This is a genomic window from Mesorhizobium sp. WSM4810, from assembly GCF_055811235.1.
Window position 1 is genome coordinate 79391 of record NZ_JBVVQV010000004.1, and the last position, 18559, is coordinate 97949.

Annotated in this window: 19 protein-coding genes and 1 tRNA gene; 3 read left to right on the forward strand and 17 right to left on the reverse strand. The window is 66.5% G+C overall.

The window, feature by feature from the left end:
- Positions 1-136: 136 nt before the first annotated feature.
- From AC0L3O_RS07615 to AC0L3O_RS07630, 4 genes are all read right to left on the reverse strand, one after another.
- Positions 137-379 (reverse strand): hypothetical protein, encoded by a 243-nt coding sequence (locus AC0L3O_RS07615; protein ID WP_473615269.1) that lies wholly within the window; start codon positions 377-379, stop codon positions 137-139.
- A gap of 122 nt (positions 380-501) precedes the next feature.
- Entirely contained in the window at positions 502-1719 is a 1218-nt protein-coding gene (locus tag AC0L3O_RS07620) for an ABC transporter permease (RefSeq protein WP_473534239.1), read from the reverse strand.
- 2 nt (positions 1720-1721) lie between these two features.
- Positions 1722-2426 (reverse strand): ABC transporter ATP-binding protein, encoded by a 705-nt coding sequence (locus AC0L3O_RS07625; protein ID WP_031254763.1) that lies wholly within the window; start codon positions 2424-2426, stop codon positions 1722-1724.
- A 4-nt stretch (positions 2427-2430) separates the two neighbouring features.
- On the reverse strand, positions 2431-3723 hold the full coding sequence (locus AC0L3O_RS07630) for an efflux RND transporter periplasmic adaptor subunit (protein WP_128180444.1): 1293 nt from the start codon (positions 3721-3723) through the stop codon (positions 2431-2433).
- 126 nt (positions 3724-3849) lie between these two features.
- Between AC0L3O_RS07630 and AC0L3O_RS07635 the strand changes: the two genes are divergently transcribed.
- Positions 3850-4761, forward strand: a complete 912-nt coding sequence (locus AC0L3O_RS07635; protein ID WP_473534238.1) for a PhzF family phenazine biosynthesis protein — start codon at positions 3850-3852, stop codon at positions 4759-4761.
- A 105-nt stretch (positions 4762-4866) separates the two neighbouring features.
- A tRNA-Lys gene (locus AC0L3O_RS07640) sits at positions 4867-4942 on the forward strand.
- Positions 4943-5053: 111 nt separating this feature from the next.
- Here the strand turns inward: AC0L3O_RS07640 and AC0L3O_RS07645 are convergent.
- From AC0L3O_RS07645 to cbiE, 8 genes are all read right to left on the reverse strand, one after another.
- On the reverse strand, positions 5054-5590 hold the full coding sequence (locus tag AC0L3O_RS07645) for an MgtC/SapB family protein (protein WP_023798833.1): 537 nt from the start codon (positions 5588-5590) through the stop codon (positions 5054-5056).
- A gap of 105 nt (positions 5591-5695) precedes the next feature.
- Positions 5696-6706 carry a nicotinate-nucleotide--dimethylbenzimidazole phosphoribosyltransferase gene (cobT, locus tag AC0L3O_RS07650; protein ID WP_473615271.1) on the reverse strand — a complete coding sequence of 337 codons (1011 nt, stop codon included), beginning with the start codon at positions 6704-6706 and terminating at the stop codon, positions 5696-5698.
- A 24-nt stretch (positions 6707-6730) separates the two neighbouring features.
- Positions 6731-7492, reverse strand: a complete 762-nt coding sequence (gene cobS, locus AC0L3O_RS07655; protein ID WP_473615272.1) for an adenosylcobinamide-GDP ribazoletransferase — start codon at positions 7490-7492, stop codon at positions 6731-6733.
- On the reverse strand, positions 7489-8802 hold the full coding sequence (locus AC0L3O_RS07660) for a cobyrinate a,c-diamide synthase (RefSeq protein ID WP_473615273.1): 1314 nt from the start codon (positions 8800-8802) through the stop codon (positions 7489-7491). The genes cobS and AC0L3O_RS07660 overlap by 4 nt, the downstream gene beginning before the upstream one ends.
- The gene (gene cobA, locus AC0L3O_RS07665; protein ID WP_473615275.1) at positions 8799-9617 is read right to left on the reverse strand and encodes a uroporphyrinogen-III C-methyltransferase; all 819 of its coding nucleotides are present in this window, start codon (positions 9615-9617) and stop codon (positions 8799-8801) included. Before cobA ends, AC0L3O_RS07660 begins: the two co-directional genes overlap by 4 nt.
- Positions 9614-10378: a precorrin-4 C(11)-methyltransferase gene (gene cobM / locus AC0L3O_RS07670; protein ID WP_128180434.1), complete on the reverse strand. Its 765-nt coding sequence runs from the start codon at positions 10376-10378 to the stop codon at positions 9614-9616. Before cobM ends, cobA begins: the two co-directional genes overlap by 4 nt.
- Positions 10375-10761 carry a cobalamin biosynthesis protein gene (locus AC0L3O_RS07675; RefSeq protein ID WP_473615276.1) on the reverse strand — a complete coding sequence of 129 codons (387 nt, stop codon included), beginning with the start codon at positions 10759-10761 and terminating at the stop codon, positions 10375-10377. The genes cobM and AC0L3O_RS07675 overlap by 4 nt, the downstream gene beginning before the upstream one ends.
- Positions 10758-11987, reverse strand: a complete 1230-nt coding sequence (cbiE, locus tag AC0L3O_RS07680; RefSeq protein WP_473615277.1) for a precorrin-6y C5,15-methyltransferase (decarboxylating) subunit CbiE — start codon at positions 11985-11987, stop codon at positions 10758-10760. The genes AC0L3O_RS07675 and cbiE overlap by 4 nt, the downstream gene beginning before the upstream one ends.
- 154 nt (positions 11988-12141) lie before the next feature.
- Between cbiE and AC0L3O_RS07685 the strand changes: the two genes are divergently transcribed.
- A complete protein-coding gene (locus AC0L3O_RS07685) occupies positions 12142-12906 on the forward strand; it encodes a cobalt-precorrin-6A reductase (protein WP_473615279.1) in 765 nt (254 codons plus the stop codon).
- On the opposite strand, the gene AC0L3O_RS07690 is transcribed toward AC0L3O_RS07685, so the two are convergent.
- The 5 genes from AC0L3O_RS07690 to AC0L3O_RS07710 all read right to left on the reverse strand — a co-directional run.
- On the reverse strand, positions 12870-13634 hold the full coding sequence (locus tag AC0L3O_RS07690) for a precorrin-3B C(17)-methyltransferase (RefSeq protein WP_473615280.1): 765 nt from the start codon (positions 13632-13634) through the stop codon (positions 12870-12872). The genes AC0L3O_RS07685 and AC0L3O_RS07690 overlap by 37 nt on opposite strands.
- Positions 13631-14389, reverse strand: coding sequence for a precorrin-2 C(20)-methyltransferase (locus tag AC0L3O_RS07695; RefSeq protein WP_473615281.1), 759 nt, complete (start codon positions 14387-14389; stop codon positions 13631-13633). Before AC0L3O_RS07695 ends, AC0L3O_RS07690 begins: the two co-directional genes overlap by 4 nt.
- Entirely contained in the window at positions 14386-15021 is a 636-nt protein-coding gene (locus tag AC0L3O_RS07700) for a precorrin-8X methylmutase (RefSeq protein WP_473615283.1), read from the reverse strand. The genes AC0L3O_RS07695 and AC0L3O_RS07700 overlap by 4 nt, the downstream gene beginning before the upstream one ends.
- A gap of 2 nt (positions 15022-15023) precedes the next feature.
- Positions 15024-16508, reverse strand: a complete 1485-nt coding sequence (cobG, locus tag AC0L3O_RS07705; protein ID WP_473615284.1) for a precorrin-3B synthase — start codon at positions 16506-16508, stop codon at positions 15024-15026.
- The coding region (locus AC0L3O_RS07710) for a cobaltochelatase subunit CobN (protein WP_473615285.1) at positions 16505-18559 on the reverse strand (2055 nt) is incomplete at its 5' end. The genes cobG and AC0L3O_RS07710, both read right to left, overlap by 4 nt.

Here is an 18559-nt window from a genome sequence, read left to right on the forward strand (position 1 = left end):
AAAATTGGAATCGATTTTCGGAAAGCACGATGCGCAGATTCAAAGTGTTAGAGCTACTTTGTGCGTCCAAGTGGACGCACGTCGCTGTTTCGAAGTGTTAGAGCGTACTTGTGCGTCCAAGTGGACGCACGTCGCTCTAATGACGCATTTTGTTTTCGATGGTTTTACGGTCGTTGCGGGCGGCGACGAAAAACAGCATGACGCCGATACCCAGCAGCGCACCCATCGTCGTTCCCATCGTCTGACCGACAACCTGCTGGAAATCGGCGGTGACATGATCGGGGTTGGCCATGCCATAGCTGGCCAAATACCACCAAAAGCCCGCCAATGCGGCCTCGATGATCACCGTCACCAGAGCCACTCGCTCTTTCTTCCTCATCCCACTATTCCCCCATATCCCCAAGGCGATTGCTAGCACCGCGGGCTGTTCCGCGACAGGGGCAGGGCGACGGCCGCGCCAAAATTTTGGGGACATCTGAAGGCGACGCACGCTGCGTCGTGCTATTCATGCCTCAGCGCGTCGATCGGATCGAGCCGCGCGCCGCGCAGCGCCGGGAAGAAGCCGAACACCATGCCGATCAGCGCCGAGAAGCCGACGGCGAGCAGGATCACCGCCGGGCTTGGCGCAAACGGGATCGCCAGCGTCAGCGAGGCGAGGCCGGCCAGCGCCAGGCCGATCAGGATGCCGATGATGCCGCCGAGCAGCGACAGCACGGTGGCCTCGACCAGGAACTGGATGAGGATGTGCTTTTCATGCGCGCCGATGGCCAGCCTTATGCCGATCTCGCGGGTGCGCTCGGTGACCGACACCAGCATGATGTTCATGATGCCGATGCCGCCGACCAACAGGCTGACGCCGGCGACCGCGCCCAGCATGCCGGTCATCGTCGTGGTGGCGCTCGCCATGGCGTCGGCGATCTGGGTCATGTCGCGTATCGAGAAGTCGTCTTCGCGGTCCGATGGGATGCGGCGTGCATCGCGCAAAATGTCCTCGACGCGCGGCAGCAGCTCGGTGGTCGGCGTCCTGTCGTCGGCGGCGACGTAGATCGAGTCGACGTCGCGGTTGCCGGCGATGCGGCGCTGGTAGGCGGCGAGCGGCATCAGCACGACATTGTCCTGGTCCTGGCCGAAGCCGGTATAGCCCTTCGGCTCGAGCAGGCCGATGATCTTGCACGAGGTGCGGTTGACGCGAATGATCTCGTCTTCGGGGTCGCCGGCGCCGAAGAACTGCTGGCGCACGGTTTCGCCGATCAGGCAGACGCCGGTGCCCGAGCGGATTTCCGAATCGCTGAACGATCGGCCCGAGATCAGCTTCCAGTCGCGCGCATCGAGATAGGCGCTGTCGGTGCCGGTGACACCCGACGTCAGGCTTTCGGTGCCGAAGATGACGCGGACCTGCTTTTGCGAGGCCGGCGAGATGGCGCGGGCGCCGCTCAAATGTGCGACGAGCGCGGCAAGTTCCTTGCTGCCGAGAGGACGTGTGGCCTGGTCGAGCCCTCCCGGTCCGCCGGGCCCGGCCGGGCGGCCGGGACGGACAACGAGCAAATTGCTGCCGAGCTTGGAAATGTCGGCCTTTACCTTTTCAGTGGTGCCCGAGCCGATGGTGAGCATGGCGATGACGGCCGCAACGCCGATGACGATGCCGAGCAGCGTCAGAAACGAGCGCAGCACGTTGCGGCGCACCGAAAGCAGCGAGAGGCGGACGGTTTCCCAGATCATGGTTACACCACCTCAAGGTTCATGGCATCGGAGGCGACGTGGCCGTCGAGGAAGCGAATTGTGCGCTCGGCATAAGCAGCGACATCGGCCTCGTGGGTGACCATGGCGATGGTCAGGCCAAGCTCGGTGTTCAGCCGCGTCAGCAGCTCCATGATCTCGTGCGTGCGGGCGGTGTCGAGATTGCCGGTCGGTTCGTCGGCGACGAGCAGGGTCGGCCTGGTGACGATGGCGCGCGCGATCGCCACGCGCTGCTGCTGGCCGCCGGAGAGCTCGGCCGGCGTGTGGTGCTCGCGGCCGACAAGGCCGACCTCGGCCAGCGCCTTCATCGCGAGGTCGTGACGCTCGCGGGCGGCGACGCCGCGATAGATCAGCGGCAGTTCGACATTCTCCACCGCGGTGGTGCGCGGCAGGAGATTGTAGCCCTGGAAGACGAAGCCGACATAGAGATTGCGCAGCATGGCGCGGCGGTTGCGGTCGAGGCGGCCAGCATCGATGCCCATGAAGCTGTAGGTTCCGGCCGTCGGCGTGTCGAGGCAGCCGATGATGTTCATCGCCGTCGATTTGCCCGAGCCGGACGGACCCATGATGGCGACGGATTCGCCGCTGCGGATGGCAAGATCGACGCCAGCCAGCGCATGGACCGTGGCCTCGCCCTGGCCATAGCTCTTCCAGACCTTGTCGAAGGTGATGAGCAGCGAGCCTGACATAATTTCAGCTCCGCTGCTGCGCTGCGGTGATGACTTGCGCACCTTCTGCGAGACCGGAGGTGATCTCGGTCAGTTCGCCATCGGTGGAGCCGACTTTGACGTTGACCGGCCGAGGCCGGCCATTCTCCAGGACGTAGAGCGTGCGCGAGCCGTCGGTGGGCTGCGCCGTCGCCTGGCGCTGGCGGTTGCCGCGTGGACGGCCCATGCGGCCCGTGAACAGGTCGCTCAGGCTCCACGCTCGGGCAGCAGATGCCGCCGGACGGTAACGGAAAGCTGTCGACGGCACGGTGAGCACGCCCTTGGCCTCTCTGGTGACGACCGAAACGGTGGCAGTCATGCCGGGCCGCAACAGAAGCTCGTTGTTGTCGACCTCGAACCGCGCGTCGTAGGTGACGACGCCGTCGGTGGTGACCGAAGCATAGGAGATGTCGCGGATCTCGGCATCGAACGGCCGCTCGGGAAAGGCGTCGACGGTGAAGCGGGCATGCTGGCCGGGCTTGACCGCGCCGATATCGGCCTCGTCGACCGCTGCCTTCAACTCCATGTTCCTCAGGTCGGCGGCGATGACGAACAGCACCGGCGCTTGCAGCGAGGAGGCAACCGTCTGGCCGGGATCGACCGAGCGCGTCAGAACGATGCCGTCGATGGGCGCATAGATGGTGCTTTTGGCGAAGTCCGTCTGCTGCGCCTTGAGATCGGCATTGGCGATGGCCAGATTGGCTTTGGCGCTGTCGAGCGCTGCCTTTGAGCGGTCGCGCGTCGCTGTCGCCGCTTCAAGCGACTGGTCAGTCGCCATGCCGCGCTTGGTGAGCGCCGCCGCGCGCGCAACCGCCCTTTCGTTTTCGGTGAGGGTTACGGTGGCGGTCTCGACATTGGCAGCCGCCGCCTTGGCGGAAGCCTCGGCGCGCTCGATCTGCACCTCCAGCTTGGCCGTATCGAGCGCCGCCAGCACATCGCCCTTCTTCACCTGCTGGTTCTCGTTGACCGCGACCGAGCGGACGACGCCGGACAGTTCGCTCGAAATGTCGACCTGGGTGAGCGGCTGCAGCGTGCCGGTCGCCGATACTTCGACCGTGAGGTCGGCGACAGCGGCCGGCACAGTGGTATAGTCGATCTTGGCGGGAGACGCGGCATACCATTGGTACCCCGCCAGGCTTGCGGCGACGACGACCAGCACAAGCAGGCCATAAAGCCAGCCGCGACGCCGTTTCTTCTTCAGACCCAGGCGGTCGAGCCCGAGTGCCGTCTTTATGTCGGAAGTGGATTCCGTCTTTGGCAGATTGACAATCTGGTCCACGCCGGACCCCTATAATACCAGTGATGTCCCAACCGGTGCACTGATCAGGCCGAATGGTTCAAATATCAAATTAAATTTCGCCCATGTTTGGGCCCCTGTTGGGATTGAGGCAGAAGGCTTTCTACAATGCTGACCCGGAATTACTTACTTTACGACGTGTTCACCACCGAGCGGCTGGGCGGCAATCCGCTGGCCGTCGTGCTTGACAGCAAGGGACTGGACACTGCCGCGATGCAGGCTATCGCGAGCGAGTTCAACCTGTCGGAAACCGTTTTCGTGCTGCCGCCCGACAATCCCAAGCACCGCGCCCGCATCCGCATCTTCACGCCCGACCATGAGATGCCGTTCGCCGGCCATCCGACGGTGGGCGCTGCGATTGCGCTTGCCGAAATGGCTGGCGATGGCGACACTGCCGGCATCTTCGTGCTGGAGGAAAACATCGGCCCGGTGCGCTGCGCCGTCAGCAAGCACGATGGCGCCATCTTTGCCGAGTTCGACCTGGCCAAGCTGCCGGAGCGGCTGGAATTGTCCGCCGACCCGGAAGCGATCGGGGCGGCACTTGGCCTGGGGCCGCACGAAGTCGGCTTCGAAAACCACCGCGTCTCGTTCTGGTCGGCCGGCGTGCCCTACGTGACCATTCCGGTCGCCGATCTGGAGGCGGCGGCCCGGATAAGGCTGGACAACCAGGCGTGGTCGGAACTGGCGCCCCGCAAGAGCGATTGGGCCCTCGCCAGCCCGTATGTCTATTGCCGCGAGACGGTGAACCACGACAGCGCCTTCCATGTCCGCATGATCGTGCCGGGCAATCCATCCTATGAAGATCCGGCGACCGGTTCGGCGGCCGCCGCCTTCGCCGGCGCGATCATGCATTTCGACGGTCCGAGAGAGGGTGTTTCCCAGCGTTGGATCGAACAAGGGCTGGAGATGGGGCGGCCTTCGCGCATCCGCCTCGAACTGAATGTCGAAGGCGGCAAACTGGCCGCCGCCCGCATCGGCGGCCATGCCGTCAAGGTGGCGGAAGGCAAGCTGTTCGTCTGACGATGTGCGGCACTTCAGCGATTTGTCGGGAAATGAATCCGGCAGGGCTGGACATGGCGGATGGCGGCGGCTATATGCCCGCCGACGCTGGTTTTACCGGCGAGTGGGTGCGTAGCTCAGTTGGTAGAGCAGCTGACTCTTAATCAGCGGGTCACAGGTTCGATCCCTGTCGCACCCACCATTTAATCCGTTGATATTACTCGCTTTCTCGCTGCCTGAAAGAGTGTCGCGAACATAGCGGTTCCAAATCTGACGGTTGGTTTCCAATTCGCGTTCGGTTCCAGTTGCAGCCTCAGCCTCTGGGCCGCTTGGGCACGTCTTCTTCCGACTTGGGCTTTTCTGGTCCGGCGTTCTCGCCAATACCGGACTTGTGGGCAAAACTATAGAGAAGGCCTGCCGCGACCAGCACCAAAAGCGTGCCGAGTGCCGCCACTTGCCACAGACCGAGCCCGCAGGCCACGCCGATTGCCCCGGAGAGCCACATGCCAGCCCCGGTCGTCAGCCCGTGAACCTCGCCCTTCGAAAACAAAATCGTTCCGGCAGCAAGGAACGCGACGCCGGCGGTGACCGCTTCGACAACGCGAATCGGATCGACCCTTACGGAATCCTGCTGAAACATCGGCGCGTGAATAATTTCAATCGTCAGAATACCGAAGGTAGCCGCCGCCACGCAGACCAGGATATGGGTGCGAAGCCCGGCAGGCCGATTTCGCCATTCGCGTTCGAAGCCGATCGCCGCACCGAAGATCGACGCCAAGAGAAGCCTCGCCGCAATAACGGGGAACGGGACGTATGTCGGATGGCCGAATTCCTGGAAAAGCTGTTGCATGCGTAACCCGGGCTGACCGGCCACAACGTGCTCGGGCCGGCCAGGTTCCCCGATGCTGCCGTGATCCATCGAGCAATCGGTCAAGACTTGATCAGTTTGACGAGATTACTTCTCCGAAACACCGGCCTCGGCAAAGCTTGCCATGCGGGCATGGCATTCGAGCGCGGAGCGGACGATGTTGACGGCGAGGCAGGCGCCGGAGCCTTCGCCGAGCCGCATGCCGAGGTCGAGCAGCGGCGGCAGGCCGAGCGCCTCGAGCAGCCGGCGATGGCCGGATTCGGCCGAGACATGGGCGGCAAGCGTGTGGGCGAGGCCGGCGGGGTCCAACCTTGCCAAGGGCGCGGCGGCGGCGGTGCAGACGAAGCCGTCGAGCAGCACCGGCACGCCTGAATGGCGCGCGGCCAGCGTCGCACCGAAAATGGCGGCGAGTTCGCGCCCGCCAAGGGCTGCCGCGATCCCCAGCGGGTCGGCAAGGGCCTCGGCGTGGCGCTTGAGGCCGGCTTCGATGGCAGTGATCTTGCGCACCAGGCCGGCATCGTCGACGCCGGTGCCGCGCCCGGCCCATTTTTCCGCGCCGCCGCCAAAAAGGGCGGCCGAGATGGCTGCCGCCGGCGTGGTGTTGCCGATACCCATTTCGCCGAAACAGACGAGGTCGAGGTCTTTGGTCACCGCGCCGTAGCCGGCCGAGACGGCGGCGAGGAAGGCTTCGCCGTCCATTGCCGGCACTTGCGTGAAATCGCCGGTCGGATAATCGAGGTCGAGCGGAATGACGTCGAGCTCCGCACCGGCGATGCGGGCAAGCTGGTTGATGGCGGCGCCGCCGCCTGCGAAATTCGCCACCATCTGCACAGTGACTTCCGACGGGAAGGCAGACACCCCCTGTGCGGTGACGCCGTGGTTGCCGGCAAAAACCAGGACTTTTACGCGATCGAGCTGCGGCATGTCGCGGCCCTGCCAGCGGGCCAGCCATGCGGCTATTGCTTCCAATCGGCCAAGGCTGCCTTGCGGCTTGGTCAGCGTGTCCTGGCGGCGGGCGACAGCATCTGCCGCGGCCTCGCTGCCGGCAGGCAGATCGAGGCAGGCCGCGCGCAATTCATCGAGTGATTTGAAAGGCATGGGGGAAAAATCTCCGAAACAGAGTCAGGAAAGCCAAACGGAAGCGACGAGCAGGATTGCGATCTCGCCAAGCTGCTGCAGCGCGCCGACCGTATCGCCGGTCTGGCCGCCGATCTGGTTGCGGCACAGCTCGCGGAAGGCGGCAAACAAAAGGCCGAGCAGGATGAATGCGGCGACCGCGCCACCGAACCCTAGCGCCAGCAGCGCGACGGCGCCGAGCACGGCGCCGGCAATGGCGGTTTCGGCCGACACGGTGCCTGCATCGGCCGAGAGGCCGTCGCTGCGCGCCGCCGGCAAAAGATGCATGAAAGCGCCGAACAAACCGCGCGAGGCGGCATGCGCGACAATCAGAGCCCAGAACATCTGGGCCGGGCCTGCGAATTCCGAAAGCACGCTCCAGCGGATAAGCAGCGACAGGGCGAGCGCGCAGGCGCCGTAGGCGCCGATGCGGCTGTCGCGCATGATCTCCAGTTTTTTCTCGCGTGTCCTGCCGCCGCCAAAGCCGTCGGCGACATCGGAAAGCCCGTCTTCATGCATGCAGCCGGTGGCGAGCAAGGTCGCGGCAAGGGCAAGGGCCGCTGCCGGGCCGGCGGCAAGGCCGAGCCAGGTTCCGACCGCGTAAACCAGGGCGCCGATCAGCGCGACGGCAAGGCCGGCAACCGGCGCTGCCCAGATCGCGGGAGCAAGGCTGCGGTCCCGAAAATCGACGACCGGCAGCGGCAGCCGGGTGAAGAAGACGACGCAGAGTGCGATGTCATCGAGGATTTGCCGAGTCGAGAGTGTCATTCGCCTCTCGCAATGGCATGGAAGAATGTGCCGCTGACATGGCCGCGCCGGTAACCGGAGGCGCCGAGCGGATTGCCTTGGCCGTCAGCGAGGTCGGCCAGCGGTTCGTCACTGCCGGTGGCAATCATCTGCGCATAGTGGAATTCGTGGCCGCGGATCAGCGCGCCTTGGGCTCCCAGCGGACAATCGGCGCGCAACCGCGCCTCGCGGTAGCCGAGGTTCATCTTTCGCTTGGCAAAGCTGGTCGAGTGGCCGAGCAGGCCGAGCATCGCGTGCGTCTCGCCCGATGCGTCCTCCAGCGCTTTGCCGAGCACCATGAAGCCGCCGCACTCGCCATGCACCGGCCGTGTTGCCGCAAACGCCTCGATGCCGGCCCTGAACGTCGCAGCCGCCGCGAGGCGGCCGGCGTGAAGCTCGGGATAGCCGCCAGGCAGCCAGCAGACATCGCAATTTTCGCCGGGCGCTTCGTCGGCAAGCGGCGAGAAGCGGATGATCTCAGCCCCGGCCTTGCGCCAATGCGCGGCGACATGCGGATAGAGGAAGGTGAAGGCGGCATCCTCTGCCAGTGCGATGCGTTGTCCGGGCGGTGGCAGCGCGTCATCGACACTGCCGGGAGTGGGCGCGAAGGGCGCCGCCAGCGCCATGATGGCGTCGAGGTCGAGCGAGCGTTCGACCATGTCGGCCAACCGGTCGAGATGCGCCAATAAATTCTGATATTCGCCGGCCTGGACGAGGCCGAGATGCCGCTCCGGCAGGTTGAGCGAAGGATCGCGCAGGATCGCGCCGACCACCGGCAGGCCGACCGCCTCGATCGCGTCGCTGCAGAGACGGCGGTGGCGCTCGCTGCCCAGCCGGTTGAGCACGACGCCGGCCATGCGTACATCAGGGTCATAGCTGGCAAACCCCTTGGCGACGGCTGCCGCCGTGGTCGACTGTCCGGAAACGTCGAGCACCAGCAGCACCGGCAGGCCGTAGAGCCGTGCGAGATCGGCCGCCGAGCCGGTGCGGCCCGGAGCAGCCGGAATCCCGTCGAACAGGCCCATGGCGCTTTCCAGGAAGATGAAATCGGCGTCTTCAGTTGCGTCGCCGGCCAGCGCGTTGAGCAAAGCAGGCGGCATCGCCCAGCTGTCGAGATTGACGCCGGAAAGGCCTGTCGCGGCGGTGTGGAAACCTGGGTCGATATAATCGGGGCCGGATTTGGCGCCGCGCACCTTGAGGCCGCGCCGGGCGAGCGCGCGCAAGATACCAATGGTGACGCTGGTCTTGCCCGAGCCTGAGCGCGGCGCGCCGATGATGATCGCGCGGGTCATGGCTCGCCCGCCAATGCCGCGCGCATCGCGACGATGCCGCCGACGACGATCAGCGCCGGCGCGCTCAACCCGGCGGCGGCCGCCTCATCGGCGATGGTGGCAAGGGTGGCGACGACGATGCGCTCCTGCGGCGTCGTCGCGGCGACGATCACTGCAGCAGGCGTCGAAGGCGGCTGGCCGCCGCCAAGCAGTGAGGCTGATATCAGCGGCAGATTGGCCATGCCCATATAGACGACGAGCGGCTGACCGGTGCGGGCGATTGCCGCCCAGTCGAGGTCGTCGTCGGTACCGGCGGCGTGGCCGGTCGCCAGGATCACCGCCTTGTTGATGCCGCGCATGGTGGCCGGGATGCCGGCTCCGGCAAGCGCGCTGAGGCCCGAAGTCAGGCCGGACAGCACGCGGAACGGGATGTTTTCGCGCGCCAGCGCCAGCGCCTCTTCGCCGCCGCGGCCGAAAATATAAGGGTCGCCGCCTTTCAGCCTGACGACGCGGCGGCCTTCTCGCGCCAGCCGCACCAGCAAAGCGGTGATGTCGTCCTGCTTCATCGACGGTTGGCCGCCACGCTTGCCGGCGTAAAAAAGCTCGGCGCCCGACGCCACTGCCACGATATCGGGAGAGACCAGTGCGTCGTAGACGAGGGCATCGCACTGCCCAAGTGCGGCCAGCACTTCCAGCGTCAGGCAGCCGGGGTCGCCAGGGCCGGCGCCGGCCAGCCAGACATGGCCCGGCTCAAGCTGGCGCGGCTTGAAGTTCAGCCGGGCCAAAGCCTGTTCGATCGTGGTGTTTCCGCTGTTGTTTCCGGTGCCGTCGTTCACAGTCCGTCCCGTCCGCGAAAACGCCGCTGGTAGTGGGCGTCGTAAAGTGAGCTCTCGCCAAAGTTTTCCGCTGCCAGCGAGCGGCCGACGAAGATGATGGCCGTGCGCTCCATCGGATCGGCGGCCAGTTGCGCCTCGATCGTCGCCAGCGTGCCGGTCAGCACGCGCTCGTCCGGCCAGGAGGCACGGAAGACGACCGCTACCGGGCAATCGGCGCCATAGAACGGCGTCAGCTCGGCGACGATGCGGTCGATGGCGTGGATGGCAAGGTGGATGGCGAGCGTCGCGCCGGTGCGGCCGAAGCCTGCCAGCGTCTCGCCGGGCGGCATTTTGGACGCGCGGCCGGAGATGCGGGTCAGCACCAGGCTTTGCGCGACTTCGGGAATGGTCAGTTCGCGGCGGAGCGCTGCCGCGGCAGCCGCGAAGGAGGGCACGCCCGGCGTCAGCGTATAGGCGATGCCGTGCTTCTCCAGCCGGCGGATCTGCTCGGCGACGGCGCTCCACACCGACAGGTCGCCGGAATGCAGGCGGGAGACATCGTGGCCGGCCTGGTGGGCCGCCACATATTCCGCTTCGATCTCGTCGAGCGACATCGGCGCGGTGTCGATCAGCTTCGTGCCCGGGGCGCAGTGCTGCAACAGTTCCGGGGCGACGATCGAGCCGGCATAGAGGCAGACCGGGCAGCTTGCCAGCAGCCGGCTGCCGCGCAAGGTGATGAGGTCGGCCGCGCCCGGTCCGGCGCCGATGAAGTGGACGGTCATGCGGCGTCTCCGCTGATGGCGATGGCGCAGGTGACCGGGCCAAGCACGGTGCGCGGCCCGAGCAGTTTTGCGCCTTTGCCCGCGGCAGCAAGCGCCGAAGCTTCGGAAACCGACGGCGTGCCGGCACGCGCCTGCGACAGGTCGGAACGGCTGATTGCGCGCGGCGACGCGGCCTCGAGCGCAGCGTCCTCGACAACGATCACTGGAAGAGCGAGTTCGCGGCCCGCAGAGAAGATTGCCTGCTCGTCCTGCTTCTGAGAAGCGGTGGCGAGCGCCGAAAGCGCCGTGATCGCCAGCCCATGTGCTTCCAGAGCGGTTTCTATGGCGGCAAGCACATCCCTTGCGCTGACGCCCTTGCGACTGCCGATGCCCGCGACCATCATGGCTTGACCCAGCTCCATTGGGTGACCGGCATGGCCGGCCGCCAGGCCTGCATCGAGCCAACCGGCGAAGCGCGGGATAGTGCGATGCGGGTGAGATCGCCGCCGAGCGACGCGTGACGGGCGAGAAGCAGCGCCTCCATCTCCAGCGTCACCGCATTGGCGACCAGCCGGCCGCCAGCACGCAGGGCCTTGATGGCCGCGCCCAGCACGCCGGTATCGCTGCCGCCGCCGCCGATGAAGATCGCATCGGGCGTGCCTAGCTTGGCAAGCGCCTTTGGTGCCGAACCTTCGACGACGACAAGGCCGGGCACGCCGCAGTGTGAAGCATTGCGGTGGATGCGGGCGGCGCGGCTTGGATCGGCCTCGATGGCAATGGCGCGCATCGTCGGATGGGCGAGCATCCATTCGATGCCGATCGAGCCGGAGCCGGCGCCGATGTCCCACAGCAACTCGCCGCGCCTGGGGGCGAGGGCCGACAGGGTGATGGCGCGCACTTCGCGCTTGGTGATCTGGCCGTCATGCTCGAACAAATGATCGGCAAGGCCCGATGTCAGCGGCAGGATGCGTGCTTCCAAAGCTGAGTCAACTTCGACCGCCAGCACATTGAGCGGATTGATTTTTTGCAGGTCGAAGGCGTCCGCCCGCGCCGAGCGAAACCTTTCGTTCGGGCCGCCCAGCGCCTCAAGTGACGTCAGCTGCGAGGCACCGAAGCCGAGTTCGGCCAGCAGGCGCGCAATCGCCGCTGGCGCATCGCCGTCCGAGGTCAGCGCAAGGATGCGGCTGCCCGGATGCAGCAACGGCCGGATCAGGTCGAGCGAGCGGCCGTGCAGCGAAATGGTCTCGATACCCTGCAGCGCCCAGCTGAGGCGGGCGGCGGCCAACGAGAGGGCAGAAGCGGCGGGGATCACCTGCATCTCCTGGGCAGGAATTTTGCGAGCAAGAGTGACGCCGACGCCATGGAAGAACGGATCGCCCGACCCCAGCACGCAGACTCGCCTGCCGGAAAGCGCCAGCACGTCGCGCATCTCGGCATCGAAAGGGGTCGGCCAGGCACGGGCTTCGCCTTTGGCGAGCGACACGACGAGCGCAAGGTGGCGCGTGCCGCCGAAGACGAATTCGGCCTCGGCGATCAGCCGCTTGGCCTCGTCGCCGAGACCCGCTACACCGTCCTCGCCGATGCCGACGATTGTGAGCCATTTTGGTGTTGGCTGTTTATTGTTTGACATGCCGCGCCGCCCCTCATCCGCCTGCCGGCACCTTCTCCCCGTATAGTGACGGGGAGAAGGGACCTGGCCGCAACGCTGGCGTCCCCCTCTCCCCGTCCTTCACGGGGAGAGGGTAAGGGTGAGGGGCAGCTCGGCGTGGCCTGACGTGGTGCCAATGAAGCGCATTCTGATCCTCGGCGGAACCACCGAAGCCCGGCAACTGGCGGGAAAGCTGGCCGCGCGTGCCGATCTTGCGATCACATTGTCGCTGGCCGGCCGCACTGAAAATCCTGTCGCGCAAGGCGTGCCGACGAGGGTAGGCGGTTTCGGCGGCGCCGACGGGCTGTCGGCGTTTCTTCGCGACACCCGTATCAAGCTGCTGGTCGACGCCACGCATCACTATGCGGCGCAGATCTCCGCCAATGCCGCGGCAGCGGCGCGAGAGGCCGGCGTGCCAATCGTCGCGCTCAGGCGCCCAGGCTGGGAGCCGGCCGAAGGTGACCGCTGGAGGCTGGTCGACAGCGTTGCCAGCGCGGTGACGGCGCTGGCCACTGCACCACGCCGCGTTTTCCTGGCGCTTGGCCGGCAGGAGGTCGCCGCCTTCGAGGCGGCGCCCCAGCATCATTATCTGATCCGCAGCGTCGATCCGGTCGAGCCAAGGCTCGCTGTGCCCGACGCGGCCTATCTCCTGGCGCGCGGGCCGTTCCGGGAAGCCGACGAACGTGCACTGCTTCTGGAACACCGCATCGATGTCGTCGTGTCCAAGAACAGCGGCGGCGAGGCGACCTACGGCAAGATCGCCGCAGCGCGGGCGCTCGGCGTCGAGGTGGTCATGATCCGCAGGCCGACGCTGCCGGACGTTGCGTCGGCTGAAACGGTCGAAGCCCTTGCCGCGATGGTCGGTCATTTTCTTGGGCCCGCCGCCGAACGCGGCGTGTAGACCAGCGCCGGTCTTTCGCCGCGCTTGATGATCCTGGTTTCCGGCGAGCCGATGATGATGCAGGTCGCCATGTCGGCCTTTTCCGCATCGGCGTCCGCCAGCAGAACAACCTCGATGCGCTCGTCGGGACGGCCGGCAGCGCGGCCGAAGACGACCGGCGTGGTGCCCGGAAGGATCGCGGTCAAGCATTCGAAGGCGCGGCCAAGCTGCCAGGGGCGTGCCTTGCTGATCGGATTGTAGAGCGCGATGACGAAGCCAGCGCCGGCCGCAGCCAGCAGCCGCAATTCGATGAGATCCCATGGCTTTAGATTGTCGGACAACGAGATGGCGCAGAAATCATGGCCGAGCGGTGCGCCGATGCGGGCCGCGACCGCGAGCATTGCGGTGATGCCGGGCAGCATCGAAACGTCAACGGCACGCCATTCGGCCGGGCCGGCCTCGATCGCCTCGCAGACGGCTGCCGCCATGGCAAAGACGCCGGGGTCGCCGCCCGAGACAACGGCGACATTGTGGCCCTGCGCAGCCATTGCCAGCGCATCCCTGGCGCGGGACAGCTCCTCGCGATTGTCGGAGGCGACGCGGGTCTGGTCCGGGCGCAGGTCGAGCCGGTCGAGATACGGCTTGTAGCCGTAGAAGAATCTTGCCTCGGCGACGGCGCGGCTTGCCTCCGGCGTCACCTGGTCGGCATTGCCGGGTCCGAGGCCGACAACGGTCAGGCGGCCACTCATGCTTCGGCTCCCGATGCGGCAGCCCGGCCGGACCAGCCGGCGACCAGCACGATGGCGAAGTAGGGTGCGTTGTCGTCCTGCTTGTCGGCCAGCCGCATCGAAACGCCGCCCGGCATGGTGCCGCGCTCGACATAGACGGCACGCGCCAGCTTGTCGGTCGCCGCCAACGCGCGCCTGATCTTGGGCAGGTTGCGGCCAACCTTCATGATGACGGCGGCATCGGTGTCGGCGAGGCGGCGGGTCAGCTCGAATTCGCTCATTGTGCCCGGCAGCACGGTCAGCACATCGTCGCCCTGGACGATCGGCGTTCCGGTCGCCGACCAGCAGCCGGACATCGCGGTCACGCCGGGAATGACCTCTGTTGGAAAGCGGTGCGCCAGCCTGACATGCAGGTGCATGTAGGAGCCGTAGAACAGCGGGTCGCCTTCCGAGAGCACCGCGACCATCCTGCCGGCGCTGAGATGCTCGGCGACCTTTTCGGCCGACTCTTCGTAGAAATCCGCTATCTGCGACCGGTAATCGCTGTGATCCTTGTCGATTTCGGTGGTCACGGGATAGAGCAGCGGCAACTCGATCAAATCAGGACGAAAATGCGCGCCGACGATGGCGCGCGCATTGCTGTTGTTGCCGCGCTTGGCGAAATGCGCCACCACGTCGGCCTCGGCCAGCGCGCGCACGGCCTTGAGCGTCAGCAGCTCGGGGTCGCCGGGACCGGTGCCGACGCCAACAAGCCGGCCTTTTACAATCGCGTTCACAGGCCCGGCCTCGCCAATGCGTTGAGGGCGGCGGCGGTCATGGCGCTGCCGCCCAGCCTGCCACGCACGATCGCGTAGGGAACGCCGTACGAATTCTCGGCAAGCGCGTCCTTCGATTCGGCAGCACCGACGAAACCGACTGGCATGCCGATGATAACAGCAGGTTTCGGCGCACCGTCGCGCAGTTTTTCCAGCAGGTAGAAAAGTGCGGTCGGCGCATTGCCGATGGCGACGACCGAACCGGCCATGCGCTCACCCCACAGATCGATGGCTGCGGCCGAACGGGTGTTGCCGATCTTTTTTGCTATGTCGGACGTCCGCGGGTCGCGCAGCGTGCAGATCACCTCGTTACCGGCCGGCAGCCGGGCGCGGGTGATGCCGTGCGAGACCATCTCGACGTCGCAGAAGATCGGCGCGCCGGCCGCCAGTGCCGCGCGGGCGGCGGCAACAAAATCCTGCGAAAAAGCAAAGTGCCTGGCGGCCTCGACCTGGCCGCAGGCATGGATCATGCGGATGGCAACATCGGCTTCGGCATCGGAAAACCGCGACAGGTCGGCCTCGGCGCGAATGATGGCGAAGGAGCGCTCATAGATCGCCGTGCCGTCATGGATGTAGTCGTAGGGGGCGGGCATGTTCAATCCTGTCGGTAGAGTTCGGTGACACCGGCCGCGCCAAGCCTTGTCAGGCAGGCGGCGGTGGTCTCACCTCGAAATCGTTCTTCGCGGATCGCTGCGGCAATGCGGCCAACGCCGCGCGCGGCGTCATAGCCTGGCCTGTATCCGGCGGGAAGGGCCTTCGCCGTCCCGTCCATGACAAGTCCGGCCCCGTTTTCGCCGCCGACCAGTGTCAGCGCCGCCCGGCCGGGATGGGCACAGCCCTTGGCGCAGCCGGAAATATGGAGGGTGACGGAGGCATCGAGAAGGTCGCGGTTTTCTGCGGCGATGGTCTCGGCGATGTCGCGCGTCGCGATCCGGCCGGAGGCGCAGGCCGGCGCACCGGGGCAAGCGGCGATTTTTGTGCGCGGGTCGGCAGCGTCAATAACGAAGCCGAGGGTGGCGGCGGCCTGCTGGAGCGCGTGGCAGGCGGTCGGGGAGAGGCCGATGAAAAGCAGCGCGCGTCGTGGCGCCAGGCGGATTTCGGCCGCGCCAAGGGTGAGGGCGTGTTGCGTGAGGCCGATGAGTTTTTGCGCCGGCATGCTGCCGAAGGGCAGGCCGATGCCGAGGGCGGTGCCGGCTGTCAGATCGAAAACGCCAATGGGGAAGCGAGCCGCCACAGGAAGGCGCTCCACGGCGCCCCCCTCTGTCCTGCCGGACATCTCCCCCACTTGGGGGAAGATCGGCAGCTTCGCCGCCGGCTCTTTTTCTACAACTTTGGACATTGGCGAAACCGGCGATGAGGGCGCAATCTCCCCCCTCGTGGGGGAGATGTCCGGCAGGACAGAGGGGGGCGCCGTGGAGCGCCAACTTGCGAGGGACGTTAATTGCCTCGCCGTCAAATCCCTTGCATGGGCTTCGCGGCCTTGTTCGGCAACCATCCTTAGAATAGCGACGGCGATATCACACGCCGCATCTTCTTCGACCATGACGAGCGACACCGCATTTTCCCTGTTGCCAGCAACGGCTACCAGCCAACGGACGCGCGCGTCGGTTCTGACCGCTGCCAGCCGCACATCGGCTGTCACCACATCCATAACCAACTGACCGCCGCCATCGACAATCACCGAAATCTTCGGCCCAAGACGTTGTGCCAGCCCGGCTTCCTCGATCGCCGCCCGAATCCGCTCCGCCAGCGGGCGCGGGTCGGCGATCTCCTGCGGATCCAGCCCGGCCAGCGGTCCGGTCTCGACCGGCACGCCGGTGCGCACTGCGATGCCGAGCGCGTCGACCTCCATTGCCAGCAGCCGGGCGCTTGCCGATGTCAGGCCGCGGATCTGCAGGCTGCCACGCGCGGTCACTTCCATGATGCCGTTGCCATGCCGCAAGGCGGATTCACCGAGCCCGATCAAGCATTTCGGCGAGAGTCCTCCAGCGACCGGGTTGAGCCGCACCAGAAGCCCGTCGCCGGTCTGCATCGGCGCGGACAAAGCGGGGCAGGCGCCGCGGCGGGAGAAGGCGTTCATGCCGCCACCCCCAGCGCCTGGGCCTCGGCGATCAGTGCGGCGAGATCGTCATCGATGGAATTGCGCAGCGGATGCCAGAGACCGCGCCGCCGCGCCGACAAAAAACGCTCGGCGATGATTTTCGCGGCCGCCGGATTTTCGCGCAGGATGAAGGCGCGCACCTCGGGATCGCCGAGATAGGCGTCGTGCACGGCCTCGATCAGCGTGCCCGGTATGGCAAGGGTGGTCTCGGCGAAACCGACGAGACGGTCGACGGTCTCGGCGAATTCCGAAGCGCCGCGCGGCCCGTGCCGCATCTGGCCGGCAATGAAGCGCGGGTTGACGGCGCGGGCGCGAACCACCCGAGATACGGCTTCTCCAAGCGAGCGCGGCTTCGGCTTTTGCGGATCCGTGGTGTCGAGGACGATGACGTCGGCGTTCTTGCCAAGCGCTGCAAGCGCCGCCGAAAAACCACCGATGAAGGCGACATCGGCAGAGCCTTCCAAAATGTCGCGGCCGGGGTCGTCTCCGGTATGGACGAGAAGGTCGGCCTCGGCGATACGATCCTCGAAGGCGCCGGGCGCTGAAATCGCTTCGCCCCCGGCGCCGCCATAGGCATGCGAGGTGGCGTCGAGATAGGCGCGACCGATTTCTTCGCGCTTGGCCCAGTCGCCGCTCGACAGCAACGCCTCGACACCGGCGCCGTAGGTACCGGGCGAGGTGCCGAAAATGCGCGGGCTGATCTTTCCGTCCGCGCGGGTTTTTGCGGCGAGCGGGTTTTCCGTCGCGTCCTCGTCGCGGGCGGCGACGGCGTCGGCGGCCGCATCGATCAGGGCGATCTGGGTCGGGAACATGTCGCGGAACAGGCCTGAAATGCGCCAGGTGACATCGACGCGCGGGCGGCCAAGGGTGGCCGGCGGCAGCACCTCGATGCCGGTGACGCGGCCGGTGGCGCCGTCCCATTGCGGCCGGCAACCCATCAGCGCCAGGCCTTGCGCGATCTCTTCGCCGCCGGTGCGCAGCGAGGCCGAGCCCCAGAGGTCGATGACCAGCGAGCGCGGCCAGTCGCCATGCGATTGCATGTAGGTGCGCAAGACCTCGTCGGACGCCGCCCTGCCGAGATCGAAGGATGTCGGCGTCGGCATGGTGCGTGGATCCGATGTGAACAGGTTGCGGCCAGTCGGCAGCACATCGCGCCGGCCACGCGCCGGCGCGCCGGCAGGACCGGCAGCGACATGGCGGCCGTCGAGGGCCGCGATCAATGCTGATTTCTCGGCCGCCGCACTTTGCTGGCGCAGCTGATCGGCCTCGCCCTCGGCTGAGCGGCCGTAGATGTGCAGCCCGTCCTTGATGGCGAAGTCCTTGAGGTCGCAGAGCCAGGCGTCGATGCGGCGCAGCGCTTCGTCGGGCGCGTCGGTTCCGGCGACGCCGGCCTCGGAGGCGAGCCCGGTCTTTTCAGCGGTTTCGACAATCAGCCTCGCCAGGCGGTCGCGGCGGCGGCGGTCGAGCCCGTCGGCCTGGGCATATTCGTCGACCAGCCGCTCAAGCTGGTGCTGGTTCTCGTCCAGCCCGGCGCCGGTCAGAGGCGGCGGCAGATGGCCGAGGGTGACGGCGGCAATGCGCCGCTTGGCCTGCGCTGCCTCTCCCGGGTTGGAGACGATGAAGGGATAGATGACGGGCAGGGGCCCGGTGACGATCTCGGGAAAACAGGTTTCGCTGAGCGCCACTGTCTTGCCGGGCAGCCATTCCAGCGTGCCATGGGCGCCGACATGGACGAGGGCATGGACATCGAGCGCCTTGCGCACCCACAGGCCAAAGGCGATCAGCGCATGGCGCGGCGGCAGCGTCGGGTCGTGATAGTCGGCGCGACGGTCGACTGAACGCCCGCGGTCAGGGGCGAGCGCAACGGTGATGTTGCCGAAGGTGGCGGCGCGGAAGGGGAAATTTGCAGAAGCGGGCGCTTGAACACCCCCCTCTGTCCTGCCGGCCAGAGGGGGGTGTTCAAGCTGGGGGGGCGGGGCCCCAACCCGGAGGAGGTGAGCAATAACCCCAAGAGCCCCAAAACCACCCCA